Here is a 20,168-nt window from a genome sequence, read left to right as displayed (position 1 = left end):
ATTTTTGATAAATTATTTGATAGTTTTTTATCAAATTCAAGCGGCGCCTTGTTGCGCGCTGCTCTCGGCAAACACCACTCAGCGGCCGTCAGAGGTTTTCTTTGGTGATCACATCGAAGCGATTAATGATGTGGCGTAATCCCGGTTGTTCATCGGCGGCGAGTAACGTCTCGACGATCGTGGCGGCCAATTCGGGAATGCGGTGGCACAGCAGCAGATCCACCGTGCCGTCGAGCAGCGCCATTTCACCGCCCTGCATCGGGCCGTGGCACACCAGCGTGATGTCGCGCTGCCGGCCGCTCTCTCGCAACGCCTGAATAATGCCCTCCACACCGCCGCTCGGCGCGTAAAGCGCCGCCAGCTCCGGGTGGTTCGCCAGCAGTTCACGCGTGACCCGGCGCGCCGTTTCCGCGTCCTCAAGGCTGCGCACCGGTTCCAGCACACGCTGGCCGCTCATCTGTTCACGCAGGTAGGAGCGAAAACCGATCTCGCAGGCTTCCTGGCAAGTAAAACGGTTGTCGCCGATGATCACGCCGACGTCGCCCTGACGCCGGCACAGACGATCCACCGCCCAGCCGGCGGTGCGGCCCGCTTTTTGATTATCCAGACCGATGTAGCCGGCGCGGCTGGGCACCGATAAATCCGACAGCAGCGCGAAAACGTTGATGCCCGCCTGGGCGGCTTCTTCTACGGCATAGTGGATCAGGGGGTGATCCAGCGCCAGCACGCCGATCGCTTCCACCTGGCGGCTCAATTGGCTAATGGCGGCGGCGGTGTCGCCGATGGCATTGAGAGAGTGGAAGATGAACTGCGGCGGCTGACCCGGCTCATGATACGGCGCCGCTTGCGCCATCAGTTCATCAGCCAGTTGCGCATAGAAAGAGTGTTCGCGCCGCAGCAGGATGAACCCCATTCTCAGGCGGCGTTCCGGCCTGCCCAGCACCGCCGACAGGCAGTGGGACTTCTCCAACGCGAACCCCAACTTTTTCGCCGCCTCAATCACCCGGCGCTGGGTGGCGGGCCGCACCGACGCGCGTTGGTTGATCACCCGATCGACGGTGGCGATGCCGACCCGCGCCTCTCTGGCAATGGCCGCCATGGTGGTTTTCTTGCCGCTCATGTTCATCTCCATCAACGATTTGATGGAAAAATATCATAGCCGTTGCCGCCCCTGATGTGACGCCGTTCGCGATTAACGGTAGACGGAGAACTTCTTGGTGAGCGGCTTAAGCTGCTCAGTGTCGCCGTAGAGCGCTACCGCCACGAAGTCCAACTGCTCGTAGGGGGTATTGGCGGTGTCGGCGATCTGCTGCTCGGCGGAGTGCGACAGCATGGTGGTGGTGAAGAAGTTGGACAGCACGCCCTCCTCCTTGCATTTGAGGATCAGGTTGCTGAGCTGGCTGCTGTTCTTGGCCTGCAGGATGACGATCGGGTAATGGCTCATATTGGCGCTGACGCCGTCGAGGCTGCTCGGGTAGTGGTGAAACTCGCGCTGCTCGATTAGATCGGTGATGCCCGCCGTCAGATGGCAGGAGGCGTTAAACAGCGTGGCCGGTTCGTGGTTGCGGTTGAGGATGATGTAGAATTTTTTCTCGTTGTCGCTGTACATACTCTTCTCCTTGAATAGACAACCCTTTTTACCCAAGCCAAGGGCGGTTTTCAAGGCGAGATAAGGGCCGCGTCCGGCCCCGTGATGACGTTTCAGCCTCAGATCCCGCCTTCGCCCGGGCCCTGCGCCTGCGCCACCTGATGCAGCACGGTGATGTTCTGCAGGACAGTGCCGCCGTCGATCGGTTTCATCTGGCCGTCGCGATCTTTATAGTGCGTCGGTTTGGCCCCGTGGAAGAACAGGCCGGCGTTGACCTGCACGCCCAGATAACCGGCGCTTGGCGGCAGGCGCTGCACATCGGTCCAGGGGTTGGAAACCGGCACGAACTGGAATCCCTCGCCCGTCTTCGCATACAGCGGGCGCAGCAGCGTGACAAAGGCCATCAGCGGCGACAGCGCCTCTTTGAAGATCTGGACCGGCCGATCGACCGTCATCAGGAAGCCATGCGGCTGTTCCTCTACCGTGTCGAAGGTCAGGCTGCTGCTGATATCGTCACCCCGGCCACCGTAGCTCCACTCCATCACCGGCGCTCCGTTTTCATTCATCATCTCTGACATACACTGCTCCTTATAAATAAAATTGATCGGGCACGCTCGCGGCGTGCCGGAACAGTAAACCGCTGAACGGCCGCCCGCGTCCACGCAGGGCGGCACACTGGCGAACCAAACAACGAGGCGCGCAAAATAAAGCTCGAAATGAATAATTTCCCCGCGTGACAGCGCAGCATTTGAACGACTTCTGTCGTAGCGCAGACGCATAGTGAGGGCGTTACCGCCACTGGAGAGTGTTATGACTGCGATTAAACCGGACGCCATCGACCGCATTTCCCCCGCCGCCACGCCCTGGCTGGCCGTCATCAACGTGCTGTTCGCCGGCATCGCCGCGGCGCTGCACGTGGGCAAGGCCACCATTGCCTTGCCGGCGCTGCAGGCCGAGTTTGGCCGTTCACTGGAGACGCTAAGCTGGGTCATCTCGGCGTTTCCTTTCGTCGGGGTGTTCGGCGGCATCGCCGCCGGGCTGCTGGTGCGCCGCTGGGGCGATCGGCGCCTGCTGGCGCTGGGATTGCTGATCGTCAGCGCCGCCAGCTTTACCGGCGCCACGCTGCACGACTTCAGCGGCTTGATCGTCAGCCGCTTTGTCGAAGGCCTCGGCTTCGTCATCGTGGTGGTCGCCTCGCCGGCGGTGCTGAACCGCATCGTCGCCCCGGCGCAGCGCAGCCTGGTGTTCGGCATCTGGAGCACCTTCATGCCGGCGGGCATTGCCATTTCGCTGTTTTTCGGCCCTCACCTGGCGGGCTGGCAACAGAACTGGCAGGCCGGTGCGGCGCTGACACTGCTGGCCGCGCTGCTGCTGCCGCTGACCACGCCACGCCGCGCCGCCGACGCGCACGCTGCGCCGTTGCCGCTGCGGCAAGCGCTGGGCGCGATACTGCGGGCGCGCCAGCCGCTGTTGCTGGCGCTGATGTTCACCGCTTACAACCTGCAGTTTTTCTCGGTGATGACCTTTTTACCGATCTTTCTGATGCAGCGCATCGGTCTGACCCTGGCGACCGCCGGCGGCATCAGCGCGGCGGCGGTCGCCGTCAATATCTTCGGCAATCTCGCCGCCGGGTTCTTGCTGTCGCGCGGTCTGCGGGCCGGGAGCCTGCTCGCGGCCACCAGCCTGATTATCGGCATTTTTGGCATCGGCATATTCCTGCCGCTGACGCCCAATGGCCTGCTGATCCCGCTGTGCTTCCTGTTCTGCGCCATCGCCGGCATGCTGCCCGCCACCATTCTGGCCGCCACGCCGGCGGCGACGCCAGAGCCCACGCTGCTGCCGCTGAGCCTCGGGCTGGTGATGCAGGGAAACTACCTAGGCCAGGTGATCGGCCCGATCGCGCTGAGCGCCATCGTGGCCGCGGCCGGTTGGGCGGCGCCGGGGTGGCTGGTGCTGGCGGCAGCGGTGTCAGGGGCGGTATTGGCGCTGATTTTTCGCCGCGGGCCGCGCAATGCGGCGTAATGGCGCAATAATGAGAAAGGGGGTTCTATTTATTATTAGCAGTGCTGAATATTCCCTGGTGCGGGTGCGTGCTTATCGTGAAGGATAAGGCCAGTGATGATCCAGGCCCGACAATGACAAGGCGCCGGTCGCAACAAGATAAATCAGCAGACCGGCGAAAGCGATCAGCAATGCCTTTTCGATAACGGCAAGTCGTTTGTGTTCTGTCATTTGCATACTCCTTCGGGTATCGGGCGAACGGCCGCCCTCATCAACACTAGGAAAGCCTGGCTCAGGGGGCAAGCGCAACACACAAAATGAAACACAATCAATAAATTTTGTTAACTATTTAGCATTCTTTCTTTCCTTGCGCCGCCGCCTGAGCCTCGCGCGGCGCCCTCCTTTCCCCTTAGTAACCCTATGGAATACGCCGTTAAAAATCCCCTACCGGATAAGCAAAGGTGATGATAGTGTTGTTTTCATTCAGTTCATCTATGCTGAAAATTCATCTTTTGAGGGACGACTATGATGTCTAAAGGCATTTCCAAGGGATTCTTTATTCTGATCCTGTTTATCGTCACCGCCGCCTTTCTCGACGTGCTGGGGCCTTATTACTCCTCGGTGCTGTGGGCGGTTATTCTGGCGGTGATTTTCCATCCGGTGAAAAAGAAGTTGAAGCAGTACGTCGGCGAACGCAACGGCGTGGTGTCGCTGCTGACGGTGGCGCTGATCTGCCTGATCGTGTTCACGCCGTTAGCGATCATCGCCTCATCGCTGGCGATGGAATTCAACATGATTTACACCAAGCTGCAGACCAATAACAGCCAATTGCCGACCATGCTGGCGGACTTTATGCGGCATCTGCCCGGCTGGGCGCAGCGCTTTCTGGCGGAGCATAACCTCAACAGCGCCGCCGAGATCCAAAAACAACTTTCCGAGGTGGCGCTCAAGGGTGGGCAATACCTGGCGGGCAGCGTGTTCCTGATCGGCAAAGGCACCTTCAACTTCGTCGTCGGCTTCGGCGTGATGCTTTACCTGCTGTTCTTCCTGCTGAAAGACGGCCCGTACCTGGTGAACCTGGCGCTCGAAGCGCTGCCGCTCTCACAGCACGTGAAGCACCACCTGTTCGTGAAGTTCGCCGCCGTCTCCCGCGCCACCGTCAAGGGCACGGTAGTGGTCGCCGTGGTGCAAGGCGCGCTCGGCGGGCTGGCGTTTTACTTTACCGGCATTGACGGCAGCCTGCTGTGGGGCGCGCTGATGGCGTTCCTGTCGATCATCCCCGCCGTGGGCTCAGCCATCATCTGGGTGCCGGCGGTGATCTACTTCTTCGCCACCGGCATGCTGTGGAAAGGCATCTTCCTGGTGGTGTTCTTCGTGGTGGTGATCGGTCTGGTGGACAACATTCTGCGCCCGCTGCTGGTAGGCAAAGACACCAAAATGCCGGACTACCTGATCCTGATCTCCACCCTGGGTGGCATGGAGATTTACGGCATTAACGGCTTCGTCATCGGGCCATTGATCGCCGCCTTGTTCATCGCCTGCTGGAACATCCTGTCCGGCCGCGACAGCAAGGAAAACATCGAAGAGATCGACGAAGAATTCATCGAAGAAGGCAAGAATCATCCCGACGCGGCGGAGTAAACCTCTCGCGCCGTATCGCACCGGGGCCCGTTTGGGCCCCTTTTTTGTCTGTGGTATCCTTGCCGCGCTCACAAGGAAGAACGGGTTTCGTTATGCTTATTCTCTACGCCACGCTGGCCATCGCCTTCACCCTGCTGTGCCTGTTGGCCTTTATTTATTGCGCCTATCAGCTGTCGAAGCACGGCGACGTCAAGTTTTTGGCCTCGCTTTCCGTACTGCTCTTCGCGCTGCTGGCCTTCTCTGCCGCTTACGGCTACGTCAGCGCCTGGCTGCAACAGCAGGCGGTGGATGTCAGGCTGTATTAGCGCGCTGGGATAAAAAACACCTATAGAGTGACTGAAACACACGCCAAGAAAGGAAAGCATTTCCCGATGAGATTACCGCCAACATCCGTTATCCCCCTGCTGTTCACCCTGCTGCTGGCGGGCTGCCAGTATCACAAAACCGTGTTCCCGCCGCCGTATATCGGCACCCCGCAAGAGATCGGCACCTACGAAGTGAAAGGGCTGACGTTCGTCACCACCGTCACCTTCAGCGGCCTGTTCGCCGAAGATCTGGTGCGCGAATACGCACAGAAACACCACTATCGCTACTATGTGGTCACGATGCGCAGCAACGGTTTTAAAGACCGAAGCGAGCGCGTAAGCGCGATGATGTATCGGTAGAGAGTGGTGCCGCATGCCGTGAAATAATGCCGAAAAAACGGGCTTTAGCATGAGGAAGCGCTATACGAAATATTGCACAACCCAATATTCACAGGCCGCATGAAAATACGGCCTGTGACTTTGGTTTAATTGTCTGGCATAGCAGTTTCCGCCCTGCATTTTCACTGCGGGCGAAATTCCAATACGCTGCTTTTGACCGCTTCGTAAACCGCGGCCGTTGGCGGTTTAGGCAAACGTGCATTGACGATTGCCTTTATCGCGGCCTGGCAAAGTTCCGGATCCCCTTGCTCAGCCCGAATGCTGATCAGCAGGCCATCCGGCGCCAGCTTGATGCTTAATGTGCAACTTCTGCCTGAGTAGGTCTCGGCGTCTTTAAAATGACGTTGAATCTCAGCTTGCACCTGAGACAGGTAATGTAATTTCTCTTTCCCCGGCGCCTTTGGGTTGCCAAGGTTGGCGAAAAGATCGTCAACCTCTTTATTCACCGGGTCGGTTTGGCTGGGGGTTGTGCTCTTGGCACACCCGGTTAACGCCAGTGCGAACATTCCCGCCAATAGCGTGGCGACGCCGGTTTTATAGCCTGAATGCGTGATTTTCATATCCCTGTCCTTATGGATGATAGTCAGCCGAAATCAACGTGGTATTCGACAAGATCCCCGGCGAATACTTATACAGAATTAACGCCAAACCGCCAGAGACATTATTAGTATCAAGCATCGGCATGCGGAGAATCGTGGGCCGATGATGACATGAAGCCATAGCCCCCGGGCGGGGGGGGGGTACGCCTGCGTACCCTGACCTATCGATAACCTTGTTATCCGAACGAGCAATCACTCCATCAATAAATTAAGTTATTCTTAATTTTTTATCCCATTAGAAGCACTTTCACCCCTGGCAATCTGGAAAATCTGCCTATACTTACTTTCATGATATTAAATTTGTTTAAGTAACCAGGATGGTAGGTATGAAAAGCAAACGCCCCTTTGCCGCGCTGCTGGCGGCAACAGCATTGATGTCCCTGGTGGGCTGCGCTTCCAATCAGGCGATCAAAACGACGGACGGCAAAACCATTGTTACCGACGGCAAGCCCCAGATCGATAAAGATACCGGATTGGTCTCCTATCGAAATGCTGAAACGGGCAAAACGGAACAGATCAATCGAGACCAGATTGCAAACATGAGTGAGTTGAATAACTAAAAGGAGCTTCAAATGAAAAAAGCGCTTGTTCTTCCCGCGATCGCCTTGGTTGCCATCGCCGCACTGTCAGGCTGCACACGCACCAGCTACGCTATTCATACCCACGATGGCCGAACGATCATCAGTGACGGCAAACCGAAAGAGACTTCTGCCGGGTTGATCGGGTATACCGACGCCAATGGCGTCAAACAGCAAATCAACAAGACGGAAGTCAAAGAGGTGTCGGAAATCCCTCATTAAGAGTCCGATAATCTCAGCCAGCTAAAACCAAGGGAGCCGATGGCTCCCTTTCTATTCAAACAGTAAGCGCGCCCATTGGCGTTTAACGATAACGTCGATAAACGCCTGACATTTCAGCAGACAACGTTGCCAGGTTTGCCATACGGATCTCCCCTTTCCCGGCGTCGAACGGCTATAATCCGATAAGTGGAGTTTTTTAAAACGATAAGGAGGGAGTATGTACAAAACTATTTTGGTTCCCGTGGATATTACCGAGCCGGAATTAACACAGCAGGTCATCCCGCATGTCAACGCGCTCGCCAGGCTCGAAGACTCCCACGTCCATTTCCTGGCGGTGATCCCGTCGCGCGCCACCTACGCGGCCTTCGGCTTTGCCGCCACGGCGGCGGTGGAAACCAAAGATGAAACCATTGCGATAGCGACCGAGGGGCTGGCGAAAGCGGCAAAACAATTCAGCGTGCCTGAAGATAGAGTGACCACGCATGTCGCTGTCGGCGATCCCAAAGATCAGATCCTGGAACTCGCCGATGTGCTTAACGCGGAGATTATTGTGATGGGTTCCAACCGCCCTTCTGCAATGACTTACCTCCTCGGCTCGAATGCCACCGCGGTAGTGCGCCACGCCAATTGCCCGGTGTTGGTGGTGCGTGAATCGGCTAACGCTTAAAATCTCTTGCTCATTTGAACAATAAAAAAACGGGAGCCCTTAGGCTCCCGCTCTTATTCAAGCGCTGAACACACTTACATGTGCTTAACGATAGCGTCGCCAAACTCTGAACATTTCAGCAGCTTAGCGCCTTCCATCAGGCGTTCGAAGTCATAGGTCACGGTCTTGGCGGCGATGGCGCCTTCCATGCCCTTAACAATCAGGTCAGCCGCTTCGAACCAGCCCATGTGACGCAGCAGCACATACCATGTCAAAATTAACACACTGAATTATATATATAAATATCACAATTACCGATTGTGGTATTTCAAACGAATCGTGTTTAACGAACCTTTATTCATGGTGGTTTCAGTTGAGTTTTGCAGAAAGAACCGCCCCAGCGTCAAAGTAGGCAATCGGCACAAAATGGTGACCGGTCATTTTTATTTTTCGCGGACTAATGCAGCTGCATCCCGCAATACGCCCTTGTAAAGCGTGTTGCCGACAGTCTTGCGCCTGATCTCTATTAGTATGGTGACTCCCGATTGCCACAGAATAGACAACTAAATTTCCTCTCGTTCATGCATGGTGATAGAATGATGCAGATAAAAATTTATTTACGTGGTTCATTAATGAAATCAATTACCATAGAGCAGTTTATAAAAAGAGATAATAACAACCTAGATTTAATAAGAATAATGTGCGCTTATTTTGTTATTTATGCACACGCATTTGCACTATCCCCAGCTGATGGAAGTAATGATATTTTATATAAAATGACATTATTAGGATACGTCTCATTTGGTGGGGTAGCAGTAAAAACTTTTTTCCTAATTAGTGGACTGCTCGTTACAAACAGTTTATTGTCAAATGGGAATATATTAAATTATATATCATCGCGTTTCTTCAGGGTCTTTCCTGCTTACGCCGCAACCATCATAATAACAGCGATAATATTTGGACCTTGGTTAAGTAATTTTAGCCTTAGAGATTACTTTTCGTACGATGATGTTTGGTCTTACATTTTTAAAACCTTAAGGTTGGATGTCCAATATAATCTCCCAGGTGTATTTGTCGATAACACATTAAGTGCCGTTAATGGTTCGCTTTGGACGATACCAATGGAGATAAAATCATACTTTTACCTGTTATTAATATATTTAACCAGCATTATATTCAGGTCATACAAGAAAACATTTATTGCCATTATATCGATAGCTATACTCATTGAGCCGTTTACTCCATTAAAAGGCCATTTGATAGCAAAATCGGAAGATCCAAGTATCTATTTGCTTTACCCATTTTTCTCTGCTGGGTGTCTTCTGGCAATACTAAAAAACCGAATCACTACCAGTATGTTATTTACTTTGGCGATAGCTGCTATCATTGCATTTTTCTTGTCTGACAGTGATAAGGCAAAAACAGCATTATTTTATATTTTTGCGTCCATGTCATTACTATATGCATCCTCTCTTTCGCTTATCAGAAGATTAAAAATCAAAAATGACATATCGTATGGTGTTTATTTATGGGCCTTTCCCGTTCAGCAAACCATAGCATCATTATTTGTAGCATCACCATACGTTAATATACTACTATCGGTTGTAATATCGAGTGTTTTTGCATACTTTAGCTTTAAGCTAATCGAGAGCCCAGCAATGAGATTAAACAAAAGAATGCTACAGAGTAATTTCTTCATTCAAAGACAACGTTCATAAAAGAAAGCCCGGAGTCCGGGCTTTCTTTTCCTACGGTTTTTCAGGCCATTCGATGTTAGGAGCCATCGACGCATCAATGCCTTGTACGAAATCAATGTAATCCAGCATTACGTTTAGCCTAGCCGTCTCTCCAATAGTCAGTTTCCTCCCTGCCTGCAACTTTAGTTGGATAGTGTTGATTGATTGTATGGCATCATCAATCAATGTCTGCTTATGCTGCTCCGCCGACGCTACTAACTGTTCCTGCGTTGGTTCTGGTGGAGCTGCAAGGTAAGGTTTTCCATCGTCACCAGCAACAATGACTCTCCCAATGGCCTGCCAGTCAAATAACAATTTATATTCATCATTAGTTATCGCGACAGCATCCGCTGGCCAGCCTTTGATAGAGTTCTCATAGACACTCTTTTCTGATGCATCGTAAAACCCACCTGTTTTAGCACTGTAGTAATATCTATTCTCTTTCATAAGAGACCTCAGAAGCCAATTGCCAGATATTTTCCACCGCGAGCATCAGTGTCCCCTTTACCTTTTGTGAAAGTAACAGTCGTATTTGTTCTTCCGCCAACCCCAACTTGTTCAGTTGCAGCGGCGGTCGATAGAGAAGAATCTGGCACTGGAATAGCAAAAATACAATAGTTAGGAAATGCCTTTGGAAACGAGACTGTAACGGATGAACCTGGGGCTGCACCTATTGACCAGGTACCAACTTGTATACGCAACTGCGAACTAAATGCATCCCACCACATGCTCGTGCCATCAGTAGAGAAACCATCATTAAGCGCCACAGCGCCACTACGGCCATTAACGCTGGTTACCGGGTAAGGTGGTTGGCTATTGGTATTGTATAGCAAAATGCAGTTTTCTGACGTATGGGACGGCCACCTACACGTTGAACAGATAAAAACCGGGGCTAAGGTCGCGATCCCCCTATCCCTTCGCTGTGATGCCATTGGCATGACCCTGGAACAGATAATCACTCAGTGCCGGGATCATATCGTCAGCCCTTACCTCGTCCACTACACGCACAATACGGCGATGGCCAGACGGGGAGGAATGGTTAAGCCCAACACTATCAGCACAAGTTTTAAAAAAATTCGTGAGCTATCGGGATTGTCTTGGAGCAAAGGAACTCCGCCCAGCTTTCACGAAATCCGTTCGCTGGCCGAACGCTTATACCGGGAACAAAAAATCAATACTCGGGATTTACTTGGGCATAAAAGCCAGCGTCAAACCGATCGATACAACGATGATCGAGGAAAAGAATGGAGAGTTGTTGGGGCGTGAAATTCGGTCATTTTTCATACCATTTTGCAGAAGAGTTTTGCAGAAGATTTTTTAGGCGGGAAAAAATACGGGAGCATTATGCCCCCGTTAACATTCGCTACAATGGAGTAACTTACATGTGTTTAACGATAGCGTCGCCAAACTCTGAACATTTCAGCAGCTTAGCGCCTTCCATCAGGCGTTCGAAGTCATAGGTCACGGTCTTGGCGGCGATTGCACCTTCCATGCCCTTAACGATCAGGTCAGCCGCTTCGAACCAGCCCATGTGACGCAGCATCATCTCTGCAGACAGGATGATGGAGCCTGGGTTCACTTTGTCCTGGCCGGCGTACTTCGGCGCAGTGCCGTGAGTCGCTTCGAACAGCGCGCAGTCAGAGCCGATGTTGGCGCCCGGCGCGATGCCGATGCCGCCTACCTGGGCCGCCAGGGCGTCGGAGATGTAGTCGCCGTTCAGGTTCATACAGGCGATCACGTCGTATTCCGCCGGGCGCAGCAGGATTTGCTGCAGGAAGGCGTCGGCGATCACGTCTTTAACCACGATCTCTTTGCCGGTGTTCGGGTTCTTGATCTTCAGCCATGGGCCGCCGTCGATCAGCTCGCCGCCAAACTCTTCACGCGCCAGCTCATAGCCCCAATCCTTGAAGGCACCTTCGGTGAACTTCATGATGTTGCCTTTATGAACCAGGGTCACGGAGTCGCGGTCGTTGGTGATGGCGTATTCGATCGCCGCGCGCACCAGACGCTTGGTCCCTTCTTCGGAGCATGGCTTCACGCCGATACCGCACTGCTCTGGGAAGCGGATTTTCTTCACGCCCATTTCGTCGCGCAGGAATTTGATCACTTTGTCCGCTTCGGCGGAGCCGGCTTTCCACTCGATGCCGGCGTAGATGTCTTCGGCGTTTTCGCGGAAGATCACCATGTCGGTCAGCTCAGGCTGTTTCACCGGGCTTGGAGTGCCCTGGTAGTAACGCACCGGGCGCAGGCACACGTACAGATCCAGCTGCTGGCGCAGGGCCACGTTCAAAGAACGGATGCCGCCGCCGACCGGGGTGGTCAGGGGGCCTTTGATGGCGACACGGTAGTCGCGGATCAGGTCCAGAGTTTCGTCCGGCAGCCACACGTCTTTACCGTAAACGTGGGTAGATTTTTCGCCGGTGTAGATTTCCATCCAGGAGATTTTACGTTCGCCGTGGTAAGCCTTTTTAACGGCCGCATCAACCACGTGGATCATGGCAGGAGTCACGTCAACGCCGATGCCGTCGCCTTCGATGAACGGGATGATCGGGTTATGAGGAACAACCAGTTTACCCTGGGCGTCAACCGTGATTTTTTTACCTTCTGCCGGAACAACTACTTTGCTTTCCATCAACCTCTCCTTCAAGCGCAATTTTGTTAATGCTTTGTAAGATGCGTGTAGATACTACTTGAATATTCGGTCCGCGCCAATCCGAAACGGATTCGGTTATAATGCGCTTATCATCCGTAATCTCAACTGTTATGAAAAAATTCTCTGTTAGAAATCACAACGTTAAACGATTCAGCAAGCCGAATGCCGCCAAACCCGCCGCGCCGAAGGGGCCGCGCCGAATTGTGTTATTCAACAAGCCCTTCGACGTGCTGCCGCAGTTCACCGATGAAGCTGGCCGCGCCACGCTGAAAGAGTACATCCCCTTCCCCGACGTTTACGCCGCCGGGCGCCTGGATCGCGACAGCGAGGGGCTGCTGGTGCTGACCAACGACGGTCACCTGCAGGCGCAGCTCACCCAGCCGGGCAAACGCACCGGCAAAATCTATTATGTGCAGGTCGAGGGCGCGCCGCAGGAGAGCGATCTGGCGCCGCTGCGCAGCGGCGTCACGCTGAAAGACGGCCCGACGCTGCCCGCCGGGGTGGAGTTGGTGGCCGAGCCTCAGTGGCTATGGCCGCGCAACCCGCCGATCCGCGAGCGTAAATCCATCCCCACCAGTTGGCTGAAAATCACCCTGTTCGAAGGGCGAAACCGCCAGGTACGTCGCATGACGGCGCATATCGGGTTCCCTACCCTGCGCCTGATTCGCTACAGTATGGGTAATCTTTCGCTGGGCTCACTGCAGCCTGGTGAATGGAAAACCATCGATTCCCTGTAGACCGACAATTGAAGGAGGCGCAATGAAACCCTCTCTGATCGCGCTGCTGTTTACCGCCCTGGCGGCCCCGCTCGCCGCCCAGGCCGCCAGCTTCGACTGCGCCAAGGCGGCAGGCAGCGATGAACGCGCCATCTGCGCCGACCGCACGCTGAACGATCTGGACGTGCAAATGGCCACCCAATACCAATTCCTGCGCGGCCTGTTCGCCATGGGCGCGCGCGGCGCGATGCAGGACAGCCAGCAGGCCTGGCTGGCAAAACGCCAGCGGTGCGGCGGTGACACCGCCTGTCTGTTCAAAAGCTACCGCACTCGCATCGCCGAGCTGGACGATATCTATCGGCGCATCGACAAACCGCTGTAAGGAGACCGCATGTTCAAACCGCACGTCACCGTGGCCTGCGTAGTGCACGCCGCCGGCAAATTTTTGGTCGTCGAAGAGACCATCAACGGCAAAGCGCTGTGGAATCAGCCGGCCGGCCATCTGGAGGCCGACGAGACGCTGGTGCAGGCCGCCGAGCGCGAGCTGTGGGAAGAGACCGGCATCCGCGCCACGCCGCAGGCGTTTTTACGTCTGCACCAATGGATTGCGCCGGATCGCACGCCGTTCCTGCGCTTCTGCTTTGTCATCGAGCTGGAACAGCCGCTGCCGACCGAGCCGCACGACAGCGACATCGATCGCTGCCTGTGGCTGAGCGCCGACGAGATTTTGCAGGCGCCCAACCTGCGCTCCGCACTGGTGGCGGAGAGCATCCGCAGCTATCAGCAGCCGGAGCGTTACCCGCTGTCGCTGGTCGGCAGCTTCGCCTGGCCGCATTAAGCGCGCTGGGCAGCACAAGATGAACAGTGCGCCGGCGCGGCCAACGTGGTAAAATCCTGCGCTTGTTTTTATCAGCACGGTTCGTGTTCAAGTTCGTGAGATCCCCATGTCAGACAACAGCCAGAAAAAAGTAATCGTCGGTATGTCCGGCGGCGTCGACTCTTCCGTTACCGCCTATCTGTTACAGCAACAGGGCTATCAGGTCGCTGGGCTGTTCATGAAAAACTGGGAAGAAGACGACGACGAAGAGTACTGCTCCGCCGCGACCGATCTGGCCGACGCGCAAGCGGTCTGCGACAAGCTGGGCATCGAACTGCACACGGTGAACTTTGCGGCGGAATACTGGGACAACGTGTTTGAACTGTTCCTGGAAGAGTACAAGGCCGGCCGCACGCCGAACCCGGACATCCTGTGCAATAAAGAGATCAAATTCAAAGCCTTCCTGGAGTTCGCCGCCGAAGACCTGGGGGCCGATTTCATCGCCACCGGTCACTACGTGCGCCGCCAGGACGTGGACGGCAAAAGCCGCCTGCTGCGCGGCGTCGACGGCAACAAAGATCAGAGCTACTTCCTCTATACCCTGAGCCATGAGCAGGTAGCGCAAAGCCTGTTCCCGGTTGGGGAACTGGAGAAGCCGGAGGTGCGCCGCATCGCCGAGCAACTGGAGCTGGTCACCGCCAAGAAGAAAGACTCCACCGGCATCTGCTTTATCGGCGAGCGCAAATTCCGCGACTTCCTCGGCCGCTACCTGCCGGCGCAGCCGGGCCCGATCGTCAGCGTCGACGGCCAGACCGTCGGCGAACACCAGGGCCTGATGTATCACACCCTGGGCCAGCGCAAAGGGTTAGGCATCGGCGGCCTGAAAGACAGCAGCGAAGATCCGTGGTACGTGGTGGATAAAGACGTGGCCAATAACGTGCTGGTGGTCGCGCAAGGGCACGATCACCCGCGCCTGATGTCCGTCGGCCTGATCGCGCAGCAGCTGCACTGGGTTGATCGCCTGCCGCTGACCGGCCCGTTCCGCTGTACGGTGAAGACCCGCTATCGCCAGCAGGACATCCCTTGCACCGTGACCCCACTCGACGACGAACGCATCGAAGTGCGTTTCGACGAGCCGGTCTCCGCCGTCACCCCCGGCCAGTCAGCGGTGTTCTACCAGGGCGAAATCTGCCTCGGCGGCGGCATCATCGAACAGCGCCTGGCGTAGTTCGCCTGCCGCCCAAGAAAAACGCTGCGTTATCGCAGCGTTTTTTTATTCAAAATTCCACCTGCGCCCCCAGTTCGATCACCCGGTTCGGCGGGATTTCGAACAGATCCGGCGCCCGCAGCGCGTTGCGCTGCAACAGCTGGAACACCTTGCCGCGAATGCGCAGATACCAGGGCCGTTTGCCCAGCACCAGCGTATCGCGCGACATGAAGAACGAGGTCTCGTTCATGGTGAAACTCATCCCCTCCAGGCCGCAGCGATAAAGGATGTCGGTCACGTTGGGCGTTTCGCGCCAGCCGTAGCTCGCCACCACCCGCCAAAAGCTCGTCGACAGCTGTTCGATCGTCACCCGCTGCACGTTATGCACATACGGCATGTCGGTGGTGACGATGGTCAACAACACCACGCGCTCATGCAGCACCTTGTTGTGCTTCAGGTTATGCAACAGCACCAGCGGCACCGCATGCGGCGTGCGCTCCATAAATACGGCGGTGCCCGGCACCCGCTTCGGCGGCGCCTTCTCCAGCGACTCGATCAGCGCGGTCAACCCCTCCTGATTGTCGCGCAGCCGGCGGATCAGGCGCGAACGCTCGGTCTTCCAGGTCAGCATGATCAGCAGAATGGTCAATCCCAGCGCCACCGGCAGCCAGCCGCCGGTCGCCAGCTTGATCAGGTTGGCGCCGAACAGCGGCACGTCGATGCACAGCATGACCAGCAGCATCAGTCCGCCCAGATAGCGCGGCCAGCCCCAGTTTTTCACCGCCACGATGCTCAGCAGAATCGATGACAGCAGCATGGTGCCGGTCACCACGATGCCGTAAGCCGAGGCCAGGTTGCTGGAGTGTTTGAAGCTGATAATCACGATCAACACCGCCGCGAACAGCAGCCAGTTCACCACCGGAATGTAGATCTGCCCGGACTCCTGATCGGAGGTATAGATGATGCGCATCGGCGGCAGGTAGCCCAGCCGCACCGCCTGGCGCGTCAGCGAGAAGACGCCGGAGATCACCGCCTGCGAGGCGATCACCGTCGCCAACGTGGCGATCACCAGCAGCGGGATCAGCGCCCAGGTGGGCGCCAGCAGGAAGAACGGGTTATTGATCGCCGCCGGGTTGGCCAACAGCAGCGCCCCCTGGCCGAAGTAGTTCAGCACCAGCGCCGGCGCCACCAGCGTAAACCACGCCAGGCGGATCGGTTTTTTGCCGAAGTGGCCCATGTCGGCGTACAGCGCTTCGGCGCCGGTGACCGACAGCACCACCATGCCCAGCGCGAAGAACGACACTGCCTTGTACTCGAGGAAGAAATTCACCGCCCAGTAAGGGTTCAGCGCCCGCAGCACGCCGGGGTGATGCAAAATGCCGCCGATGCCCAGCAGCGCCAGCGTCAGGAACCAGATGACCATCGCCGGGGCGAACAGTTTGCCGACGCTGCCGGTGCCGTGTTTCTGGATCGCGAACAGCGCGGTCAACACCAGCAGCGACAGCGGCACGATAAAGCTGTCCAGCTCGGGTGCGATAATCTGCAGGCCTTCGATAGCCGAGAGCACCGAAATGGCCGGGGTAATCACCCCATCGCCATAAAAGAAGCTGCCGCCCACCAGCCCGACCAGCACCGCCGCCGGCACCCAGCGCGCATCCAGCTTGCGGATCGCCAGCGACATCAGCGTCAGAATCCCCCCTTCACCGTCGTTGTCGGCGCGCATCACGAAACAAATGTATTTAATCGACACCACCAGCGTCAGCAGCCAGAAAATCAGCGATAAAAAGCCGTAAATCGAGGCCGGCGTCAGGGTGATGCCCTCCTCCGCCGTCAGGCATTCGCGCAGGGTATACAGCGGGCTGGTGCCGATATCGCCGTACACCACGCCGATGGCCGCCAGCGTCACCGCCGGCAGTGGCTGCTTGTTTTTTACGTGCATATAAAGGTCTTTATTTGAGGGTTCACGTTGGCAGTATAGATGCAGCCGCCGCACTTTATTTGCCGCAGCAACAATAAGTTCGCGCCGCCGCGCCGGCGATTTTCGTCGCCTATTTGCGCAGTTCTGCGCCGCACGGCGCCTCCGCCTCACCGCAGACGTATTAGACGCTGGGTTTACCCTCGATTTTGTGGCATGATCCGCGGCATTCGTTGTCATCGTTGTTACAGCCACGCCCGATCGTTACCGTTCGCGGCCGCCGCCGTTACCCCTGCGATACACACAACCTTATGCAGTAAGCCATGTACCGTTCACCGCGTTTACAGGAGTCATCGTGGCGAAGAATTATTATGACATCACGCTGGCCATGGCGGGTATCAGCCAGTCGGCGCGTTTGGTTCAGCAATTGGCCCATGAAGGGCAATGCAACCGCGAAGCGTTTCAGACCTCGCTGAAAAGCCTGCTGCAGATGGACCCACCCTCTACGCTGGCGGTGTTCGGCGGCGAGGAACGCAATTTGATGGTCGGCCTCGAAACCCTGATGGGCGTGCTGAATGCCAACAACAAAGGGCCGGGCGCGGAACTGACCCGCTACACCATCAGCCTGATGGTGCTGGAGCGCAAGCTGAACGCCAACAAACAGGCGATGAACACGCTCGGCGAACGCCTCGGCCAGCTCGAACGCCAGCTGGCGCACTTCGATCTTGAATCGGACACCATCATCAGCGCGCTGGCCGGCATTTACGTCGACGTGGTCAGCCCGCTCGGGCCGCGCATCCAGGTGACCGGCTCGCCGGCCATCCTGCAGAACCCGCAGGTGCAGGCCAAAGTTCGCGCCACGCTGCTGGCCGGCATTCGCGCCGCCGTGCTGTGGCAACAGGTCGGCGGCAGCCGCCTGCAGTTAATGTTTTCCCGTAATCGTCTGTTCAAGCAGGCGCAAAATATCGTTGCTCATTGTTAATCGATCCCAGGAGTTGCTACCGATGGAATTATCCTCACTGACCGCCGTTTCCCCCGTTGATGGACGCTACGGTGATAAAGTCAGCGCACTGCGCCCCATTTTCAGCGAATACGGTCTGCTGAAATTCCGCGTACAGGTTGAAGTACGTTGGCTGCAAAAACTGGCCGCCTGCGCAGAAATCAAGGAAGTTCCCGCTTTTGACGCCGACGCAAACGCTTTCCTCGACAAAATCGTCGCGGAATTCAATGAAGAAGACGCTCAGCGCATCAAAACCATCGAGCGCACCACCAACCACGACGTGAAAGCGGTCGAGTATTTCCTGAAGGAAAAAGTGGCGGCGGTGCCTGCGCTGCACGCGGTGTCCGAGTTTATCCACTTCGCCTGCACCTCCGAAGACATCAACAACCTGTCGCACGCGCTGATGCTGCAAAGCGCTCGTCAGGACGTGGTGCTGCCTTACTGGCGTAAAATCATCGATGCGCTGAAAGGGCTGGCGCTGGAATACCGCGATATCCCGCTGCTGTCGCGCACCCACGGCCAGCCGGCTACGCCGTCGACCGTCGGCAAAGAGTTCGCCAACGTGGCTTACCGCATGGAGCGCCAGTACCGCCAGCTGGAGCGCGTGGAGATCATGGGTAAAATCAACGGCGCGGTCGGCAACTACAACGCCCACATCGTCGCCTACCCGGAAGTGGACTGGCATCAGTTCAGCGAAGCGTTCGTGACCTCGCTCGGCATCACCTGGAACCCGTACACCACCCAGATCGAACCGCATGACTACATCGCCGAGCTGTTCGACTGCGTAGCGCGTTTCAACACCATTCTGATCGACTTCGACCGCGACATCTGGGGCTACATCGCCCTGAACCACTTCAAGCAGAAGACCATCGCCGGCGAAATCGGCTCCTCCACCATGCCGCACAAGGTCAACCCGATCGACTTCGAAAACTCCGAAGGCAACCTGGGCCTGGCCAACGCCGTGCTGGGCCACCTGGCGGGCAAACTGCCGGTCTCTCGCTGGCAGCGCGACCTGACCGACTCCACCGTGCTGCGTAACCTGGGCGTGGGCCTGGGCTATGCGCTGATCGCCTATCAGGCCACCCTGAAGGGCATCAGCAAGCTGGAAGTGAACCAGGCGCACCTGCTGGACGAACTGGATCACAACTGGGAAGTGCTGGCCGAACCGATCCAGACCGTGATGCGCCGTTACGGCATCGAGAAGCCTTACGAGAAGCTGAAAGAGCTGACCCGCGGCAAGCGCGTGGACGCCGCCGGCATGCAGGCGTTCATCGACGGTCTGGCGCTGCCGGAAGAAGAGAAAACCCGTCTGAAGGCGATGACCCCGGCCAACTACATCGGCCGCGCCACTACCCTGGTCGACGAGCTGAAGTAAGCGCGTTAGACCCACAACGACAAGGCGGCCCGCGGGCCGCCTTGTTGCTTATTATTCGCCGCGCAACACCTGCAGCCGGGCGATCTGCCGCCCCTGCGCATCGAAGTTCTCGGCACTCAGCCAACGCGCCAGCGCCTGCCGCACCGTCGGCCAACGGTCGGCGGTGATGGCGAACCAGTCGGTATCCCGGCTGCGCCCCTTGACGATCACCGCAAAGCGGAAGTTGCCCTCGTAACGGAAACCAAAGCGCAGCGCGGCCTGGCGCGACGGCGCGTTGTGGCTGTCGCACTTCCATTCGCAGCGGCGATAGCCCAGCGTATCAAAGGCGTAGCGCAGCAGCAGCGCGATGGCTTCGGTGGCGCTGGAGCGCTGTTTCATCAACGGCGACCAACTGACGTGGCCGATCTCCAGCACGCCGTTGGCCTCGTCGATGCGCATCAGCGCCACCGTCCCCACCGGCGCGTCGCTGGCGGCGTCGAACACCGTCAGATTGACCAGCCCCGGGTTGGCCTGCAGCGTCTCCAGATGCTGCAGCATCGCCGCCGGCGTATCGGGCCGTTCGATAGACAGATAGGTCCAGTCGCGGCCGTCCGGCGCCAGCTGGAAAGCATCGTACAGCGCGGCGTAATCCCGCTGCGGCTCGAGCGGCGCCAGTGAACAGAAACGCCCGCCGAGCGTTGCGCCGCCCGGGCGGCGAGCCGGCTGCCAATCCGGCATCGGTTCGCCAATCGGCTGACCATAACGATTCATTGCCATACGCGCCTCCTGCG

General features: G+C 56.8%; 25 protein-coding genes and 1 pseudogene. 15 read left to right on the top strand and 11 right to left on the bottom strand.

The genetic code is table 11. From position 1 onward, the window contains the following. Positions 1 to 88: 88 nt before the first annotated feature. From J9788_RS02585 to J9788_RS02575, 3 genes are all read right to left on the bottom strand, one after another. A complete protein-coding gene (locus J9788_RS02585) occupies positions 89 to 1,120 on the bottom strand; it encodes a LacI family DNA-binding transcriptional regulator (RefSeq protein ID WP_182264615.1) in 1,032 nt (343 codons plus the stop codon). Positions 1,121 to 1,192: 72 nt separating this feature from the next. Beyond that, positions 1,193 to 1,609: a DUF2000 domain-containing protein gene (locus J9788_RS02580; RefSeq protein ID WP_004941246.1), complete on the bottom strand. Its 417-nt coding sequence runs from the start codon at positions 1,607 to 1,609 to the stop codon at positions 1,193 to 1,195. Positions 1,610 to 1,707: 98 nt separating this feature from the next. Then, positions 1,708 to 2,166: a hypothetical protein gene (locus J9788_RS02575; protein WP_046898571.1), complete on the bottom strand. Its 459-nt coding sequence runs from the start codon at positions 2,164 to 2,166 to the stop codon at positions 1,708 to 1,710. A gap of 232 nt (positions 2,167 to 2,398) precedes the next feature. On the opposite strand from J9788_RS02575, the gene J9788_RS02570 reads away from it, so the two are divergent. After that, positions 2,399 to 3,610: a CynX/NimT family MFS transporter gene (locus J9788_RS02570; RefSeq protein WP_182264616.1), complete on the top strand. Its 1,212-nt coding sequence runs from the start codon at positions 2,399 to 2,401 to the stop codon at positions 3,608 to 3,610. A 72-nt stretch (positions 3,611 to 3,682) separates the two neighbouring features. On the opposite strand, the gene J9788_RS02565 is transcribed toward J9788_RS02570, so the two are convergent. Beyond that, positions 3,683 to 3,820, bottom strand: coding sequence for a hypothetical protein (locus J9788_RS02565; RefSeq protein ID WP_016928056.1), 138 nt, complete (start codon positions 3,818 to 3,820; stop codon positions 3,683 to 3,685). Between the two features lie 294 nt (positions 3,821 to 4,114). Between J9788_RS02565 and J9788_RS02560 the strand changes: the two genes are divergently transcribed. The 3 genes from J9788_RS02560 to J9788_RS02550 all read left to right on the top strand — a co-directional run bounded on the left by J9788_RS02560 (position 4,115) and on the right by J9788_RS02550 (position 5,895). Then, a complete protein-coding gene (locus J9788_RS02560) occupies positions 4,115 to 5,230 on the top strand; it encodes an AI-2E family transporter (protein WP_033652078.1) in 1,116 nt (371 codons plus the stop codon). 92 nt (positions 5,231 to 5,322) lie between these two features. After that, positions 5,323 to 5,535, top strand: coding sequence for a hypothetical protein (locus J9788_RS02555; protein WP_046898573.1), 213 nt, complete (start codon positions 5,323 to 5,325; stop codon positions 5,533 to 5,535). Between the two features lie 66 nt (positions 5,536 to 5,601). After that, complete coding sequence (locus tag J9788_RS02550) at positions 5,602 to 5,895, top strand: hypothetical protein (RefSeq protein WP_046898574.1); 294 nt, start codon at positions 5,602 to 5,604, stop codon at positions 5,893 to 5,895. Positions 5,896 to 6,056: 161 nt separating this feature from the next. On the opposite strand, the gene tolA is transcribed toward J9788_RS02550, so the two are convergent. Further along, a complete protein-coding gene (gene tolA / locus J9788_RS02545; protein WP_046898576.1) occupies positions 6,057 to 6,494 on the bottom strand; it encodes a cell envelope integrity protein TolA in 438 nt (145 codons plus the stop codon). 365 nt (positions 6,495 to 6,859) lie between these two features. Between tolA and J9788_RS02540 the strand changes: the two genes are divergently transcribed. The 3 genes from J9788_RS02540 (at position 6,860) to uspF (ending at position 8,000) form a co-directional block, all read left to right on the top strand. Continuing rightward, the gene (locus J9788_RS02540; protein WP_033642785.1) at positions 6,860 to 7,093 is read left to right on the top strand and encodes a YgdI/YgdR family lipoprotein; all 234 of its coding nucleotides are present in this window, start codon (positions 6,860 to 6,862) and stop codon (positions 7,091 to 7,093) included. Positions 7,094 to 7,105: 12 nt separating this feature from the next. Continuing rightward, positions 7,106 to 7,333 (top strand): YgdI/YgdR family lipoprotein, encoded by a 228-nt coding sequence (locus J9788_RS02535; protein ID WP_019454813.1) that lies wholly within the window; start codon positions 7,106 to 7,108, stop codon positions 7,331 to 7,333. 217 nt (positions 7,334 to 7,550) lie between these two features. Then, positions 7,551 to 8,000 carry a universal stress protein UspF gene (gene uspF, locus J9788_RS02530; RefSeq protein WP_182264617.1) on the top strand — a complete coding sequence of 150 codons (450 nt, stop codon included), beginning with the start codon at positions 7,551 to 7,553 and terminating at the stop codon, positions 7,998 to 8,000. Between the two features lie 74 nt (positions 8,001 to 8,074). On the opposite strand, the gene J9788_RS02525 is transcribed toward uspF, so the two are convergent. Then, a complete protein-coding gene (locus J9788_RS02525) occupies positions 8,075 to 8,263 on the bottom strand; it encodes an isocitrate/isopropylmalate family dehydrogenase (protein ID WP_182264618.1) in 189 nt (62 codons plus the stop codon). A gap of 312 nt (positions 8,264 to 8,575) precedes the next feature. Between J9788_RS02525 and J9788_RS02520 the strand changes: the two genes are divergently transcribed. After that, positions 8,576 to 9,697, top strand: coding sequence for an acyltransferase (locus tag J9788_RS02520; RefSeq protein ID WP_182264619.1), 1,122 nt, complete (start codon positions 8,576 to 8,578; stop codon positions 9,695 to 9,697). 30 nt (positions 9,698 to 9,727) lie between these two features. On the opposite strand, the gene J9788_RS02515 is transcribed toward J9788_RS02520, so the two are convergent. Both J9788_RS02515 and J9788_RS02510 read right to left on the bottom strand, forming a co-directional pair. Further along, entirely contained in the window at positions 9,728 to 10,162 is a 435-nt protein-coding gene (locus J9788_RS02515) for a tail fiber assembly protein (RefSeq protein ID WP_182264620.1), read from the bottom strand. An 8-nt stretch (positions 10,163 to 10,170) separates the two neighbouring features. Next, the gene (locus tag J9788_RS02510) at positions 10,171 to 10,548 is read right to left on the bottom strand and encodes a hypothetical protein (protein WP_182264621.1); all 378 of its coding nucleotides are present in this window, start codon (positions 10,546 to 10,548) and stop codon (positions 10,171 to 10,173) included. On the opposite strand from J9788_RS02510, the pseudogene J9788_RS02505 reads away from it, so the two are divergent. After that, a pseudogene (locus J9788_RS02505) lies at positions 10,544 to 10,981 on the top strand (tyrosine-type recombinase/integrase); the annotation flags it as partial. The gene J9788_RS02510 and the pseudogene J9788_RS02505 sit on opposite strands and share 5 nt — an antisense overlap. Before the next feature lie 112 nt (positions 10,982 to 11,093). On the opposite strand, the gene icd reads toward J9788_RS02505, so the two are convergent. Then, complete coding sequence (gene icd / locus J9788_RS02500; protein ID WP_015377612.1) at positions 11,094 to 12,347, bottom strand: NADP-dependent isocitrate dehydrogenase; 1,254 nt, start codon at positions 12,345 to 12,347, stop codon at positions 11,094 to 11,096. Positions 12,348 to 12,478: 131 nt separating this feature from the next. Here icd and rluE point away from each other — a divergent pair, with 131 nt between their 5' ends. From rluE to mnmA, 4 genes are all read left to right on the top strand, one after another. Continuing rightward, positions 12,479 to 13,105 (top strand): 23S rRNA pseudouridine(2457) synthase RluE, encoded by a 627-nt coding sequence (rluE, locus tag J9788_RS02495; protein WP_046899344.1) that lies wholly within the window; start codon positions 12,479 to 12,481, stop codon positions 13,103 to 13,105. A 22-nt stretch (positions 13,106 to 13,127) separates the two neighbouring features. Continuing rightward, positions 13,128 to 13,466: a lysozyme inhibitor LprI family protein gene (locus J9788_RS02490; RefSeq protein WP_182264623.1), complete on the top strand. Its 339-nt coding sequence runs from the start codon at positions 13,128 to 13,130 to the stop codon at positions 13,464 to 13,466. A gap of 9 nt (positions 13,467 to 13,475) precedes the next feature. Next, positions 13,476 to 13,922 carry an NUDIX hydrolase gene (locus tag J9788_RS02485; protein WP_015377609.1) on the top strand — a complete coding sequence of 149 codons (447 nt, stop codon included), beginning with the start codon at positions 13,476 to 13,478 and terminating at the stop codon, positions 13,920 to 13,922. A gap of 106 nt (positions 13,923 to 14,028) precedes the next feature. Continuing rightward, positions 14,029 to 15,129, top strand: coding sequence for a tRNA 2-thiouridine(34) synthase MnmA (gene mnmA / locus J9788_RS02480; protein ID WP_016928066.1), 1,101 nt, complete (start codon positions 14,029 to 14,031; stop codon positions 15,127 to 15,129). 49 nt (positions 15,130 to 15,178) lie between these two features. Here mnmA and kup read toward each other — a convergent pair whose 3' ends face one another. After that, complete coding sequence (kup, locus tag J9788_RS02475; RefSeq protein ID WP_182264624.1) at positions 15,179 to 17,047, bottom strand: low affinity potassium transporter Kup; 1,869 nt, start codon at positions 17,045 to 17,047, stop codon at positions 15,179 to 15,181. Between the two features lie 331 nt (positions 17,048 to 17,378). Between kup and hflD the strand changes: the two genes are divergently transcribed. Together hflD and purB are read left to right on the top strand one after the other, a co-directional pair. Further along, complete coding sequence (gene hflD / locus J9788_RS02470; RefSeq protein WP_004941196.1) at positions 17,379 to 18,005, top strand: high frequency lysogenization protein HflD; 627 nt, start codon at positions 17,379 to 17,381, stop codon at positions 18,003 to 18,005. A gap of 22 nt (positions 18,006 to 18,027) precedes the next feature. Next, positions 18,028 to 19,398: an adenylosuccinate lyase gene (gene purB, locus J9788_RS02465; protein WP_033652066.1), complete on the top strand. Its 1,371-nt coding sequence runs from the start codon at positions 18,028 to 18,030 to the stop codon at positions 19,396 to 19,398. Between the two features lie 51 nt (positions 19,399 to 19,449). Here purB and J9788_RS02460 read toward each other — a convergent pair whose 3' ends face one another. Continuing rightward, entirely contained in the window at positions 19,450 to 20,154 is a 705-nt protein-coding gene (locus J9788_RS02460; protein WP_046899339.1) for a GNAT family N-acetyltransferase, read from the bottom strand. Between the last annotated feature and the right edge of the window lie 14 nt (positions 20,155 to 20,168).

The organism is Serratia sp. X10 (assembly GCF_017811775.1).
Classification (GTDB): Bacteria; Pseudomonadota; Gammaproteobacteria; order Enterobacterales; family Enterobacteriaceae; genus Serratia; species Serratia ureilytica.
The sequence above is the reverse complement of the archived record's forward strand: the minus strand, read 5'-3'. Positions and strand labels throughout refer to the sequence as shown.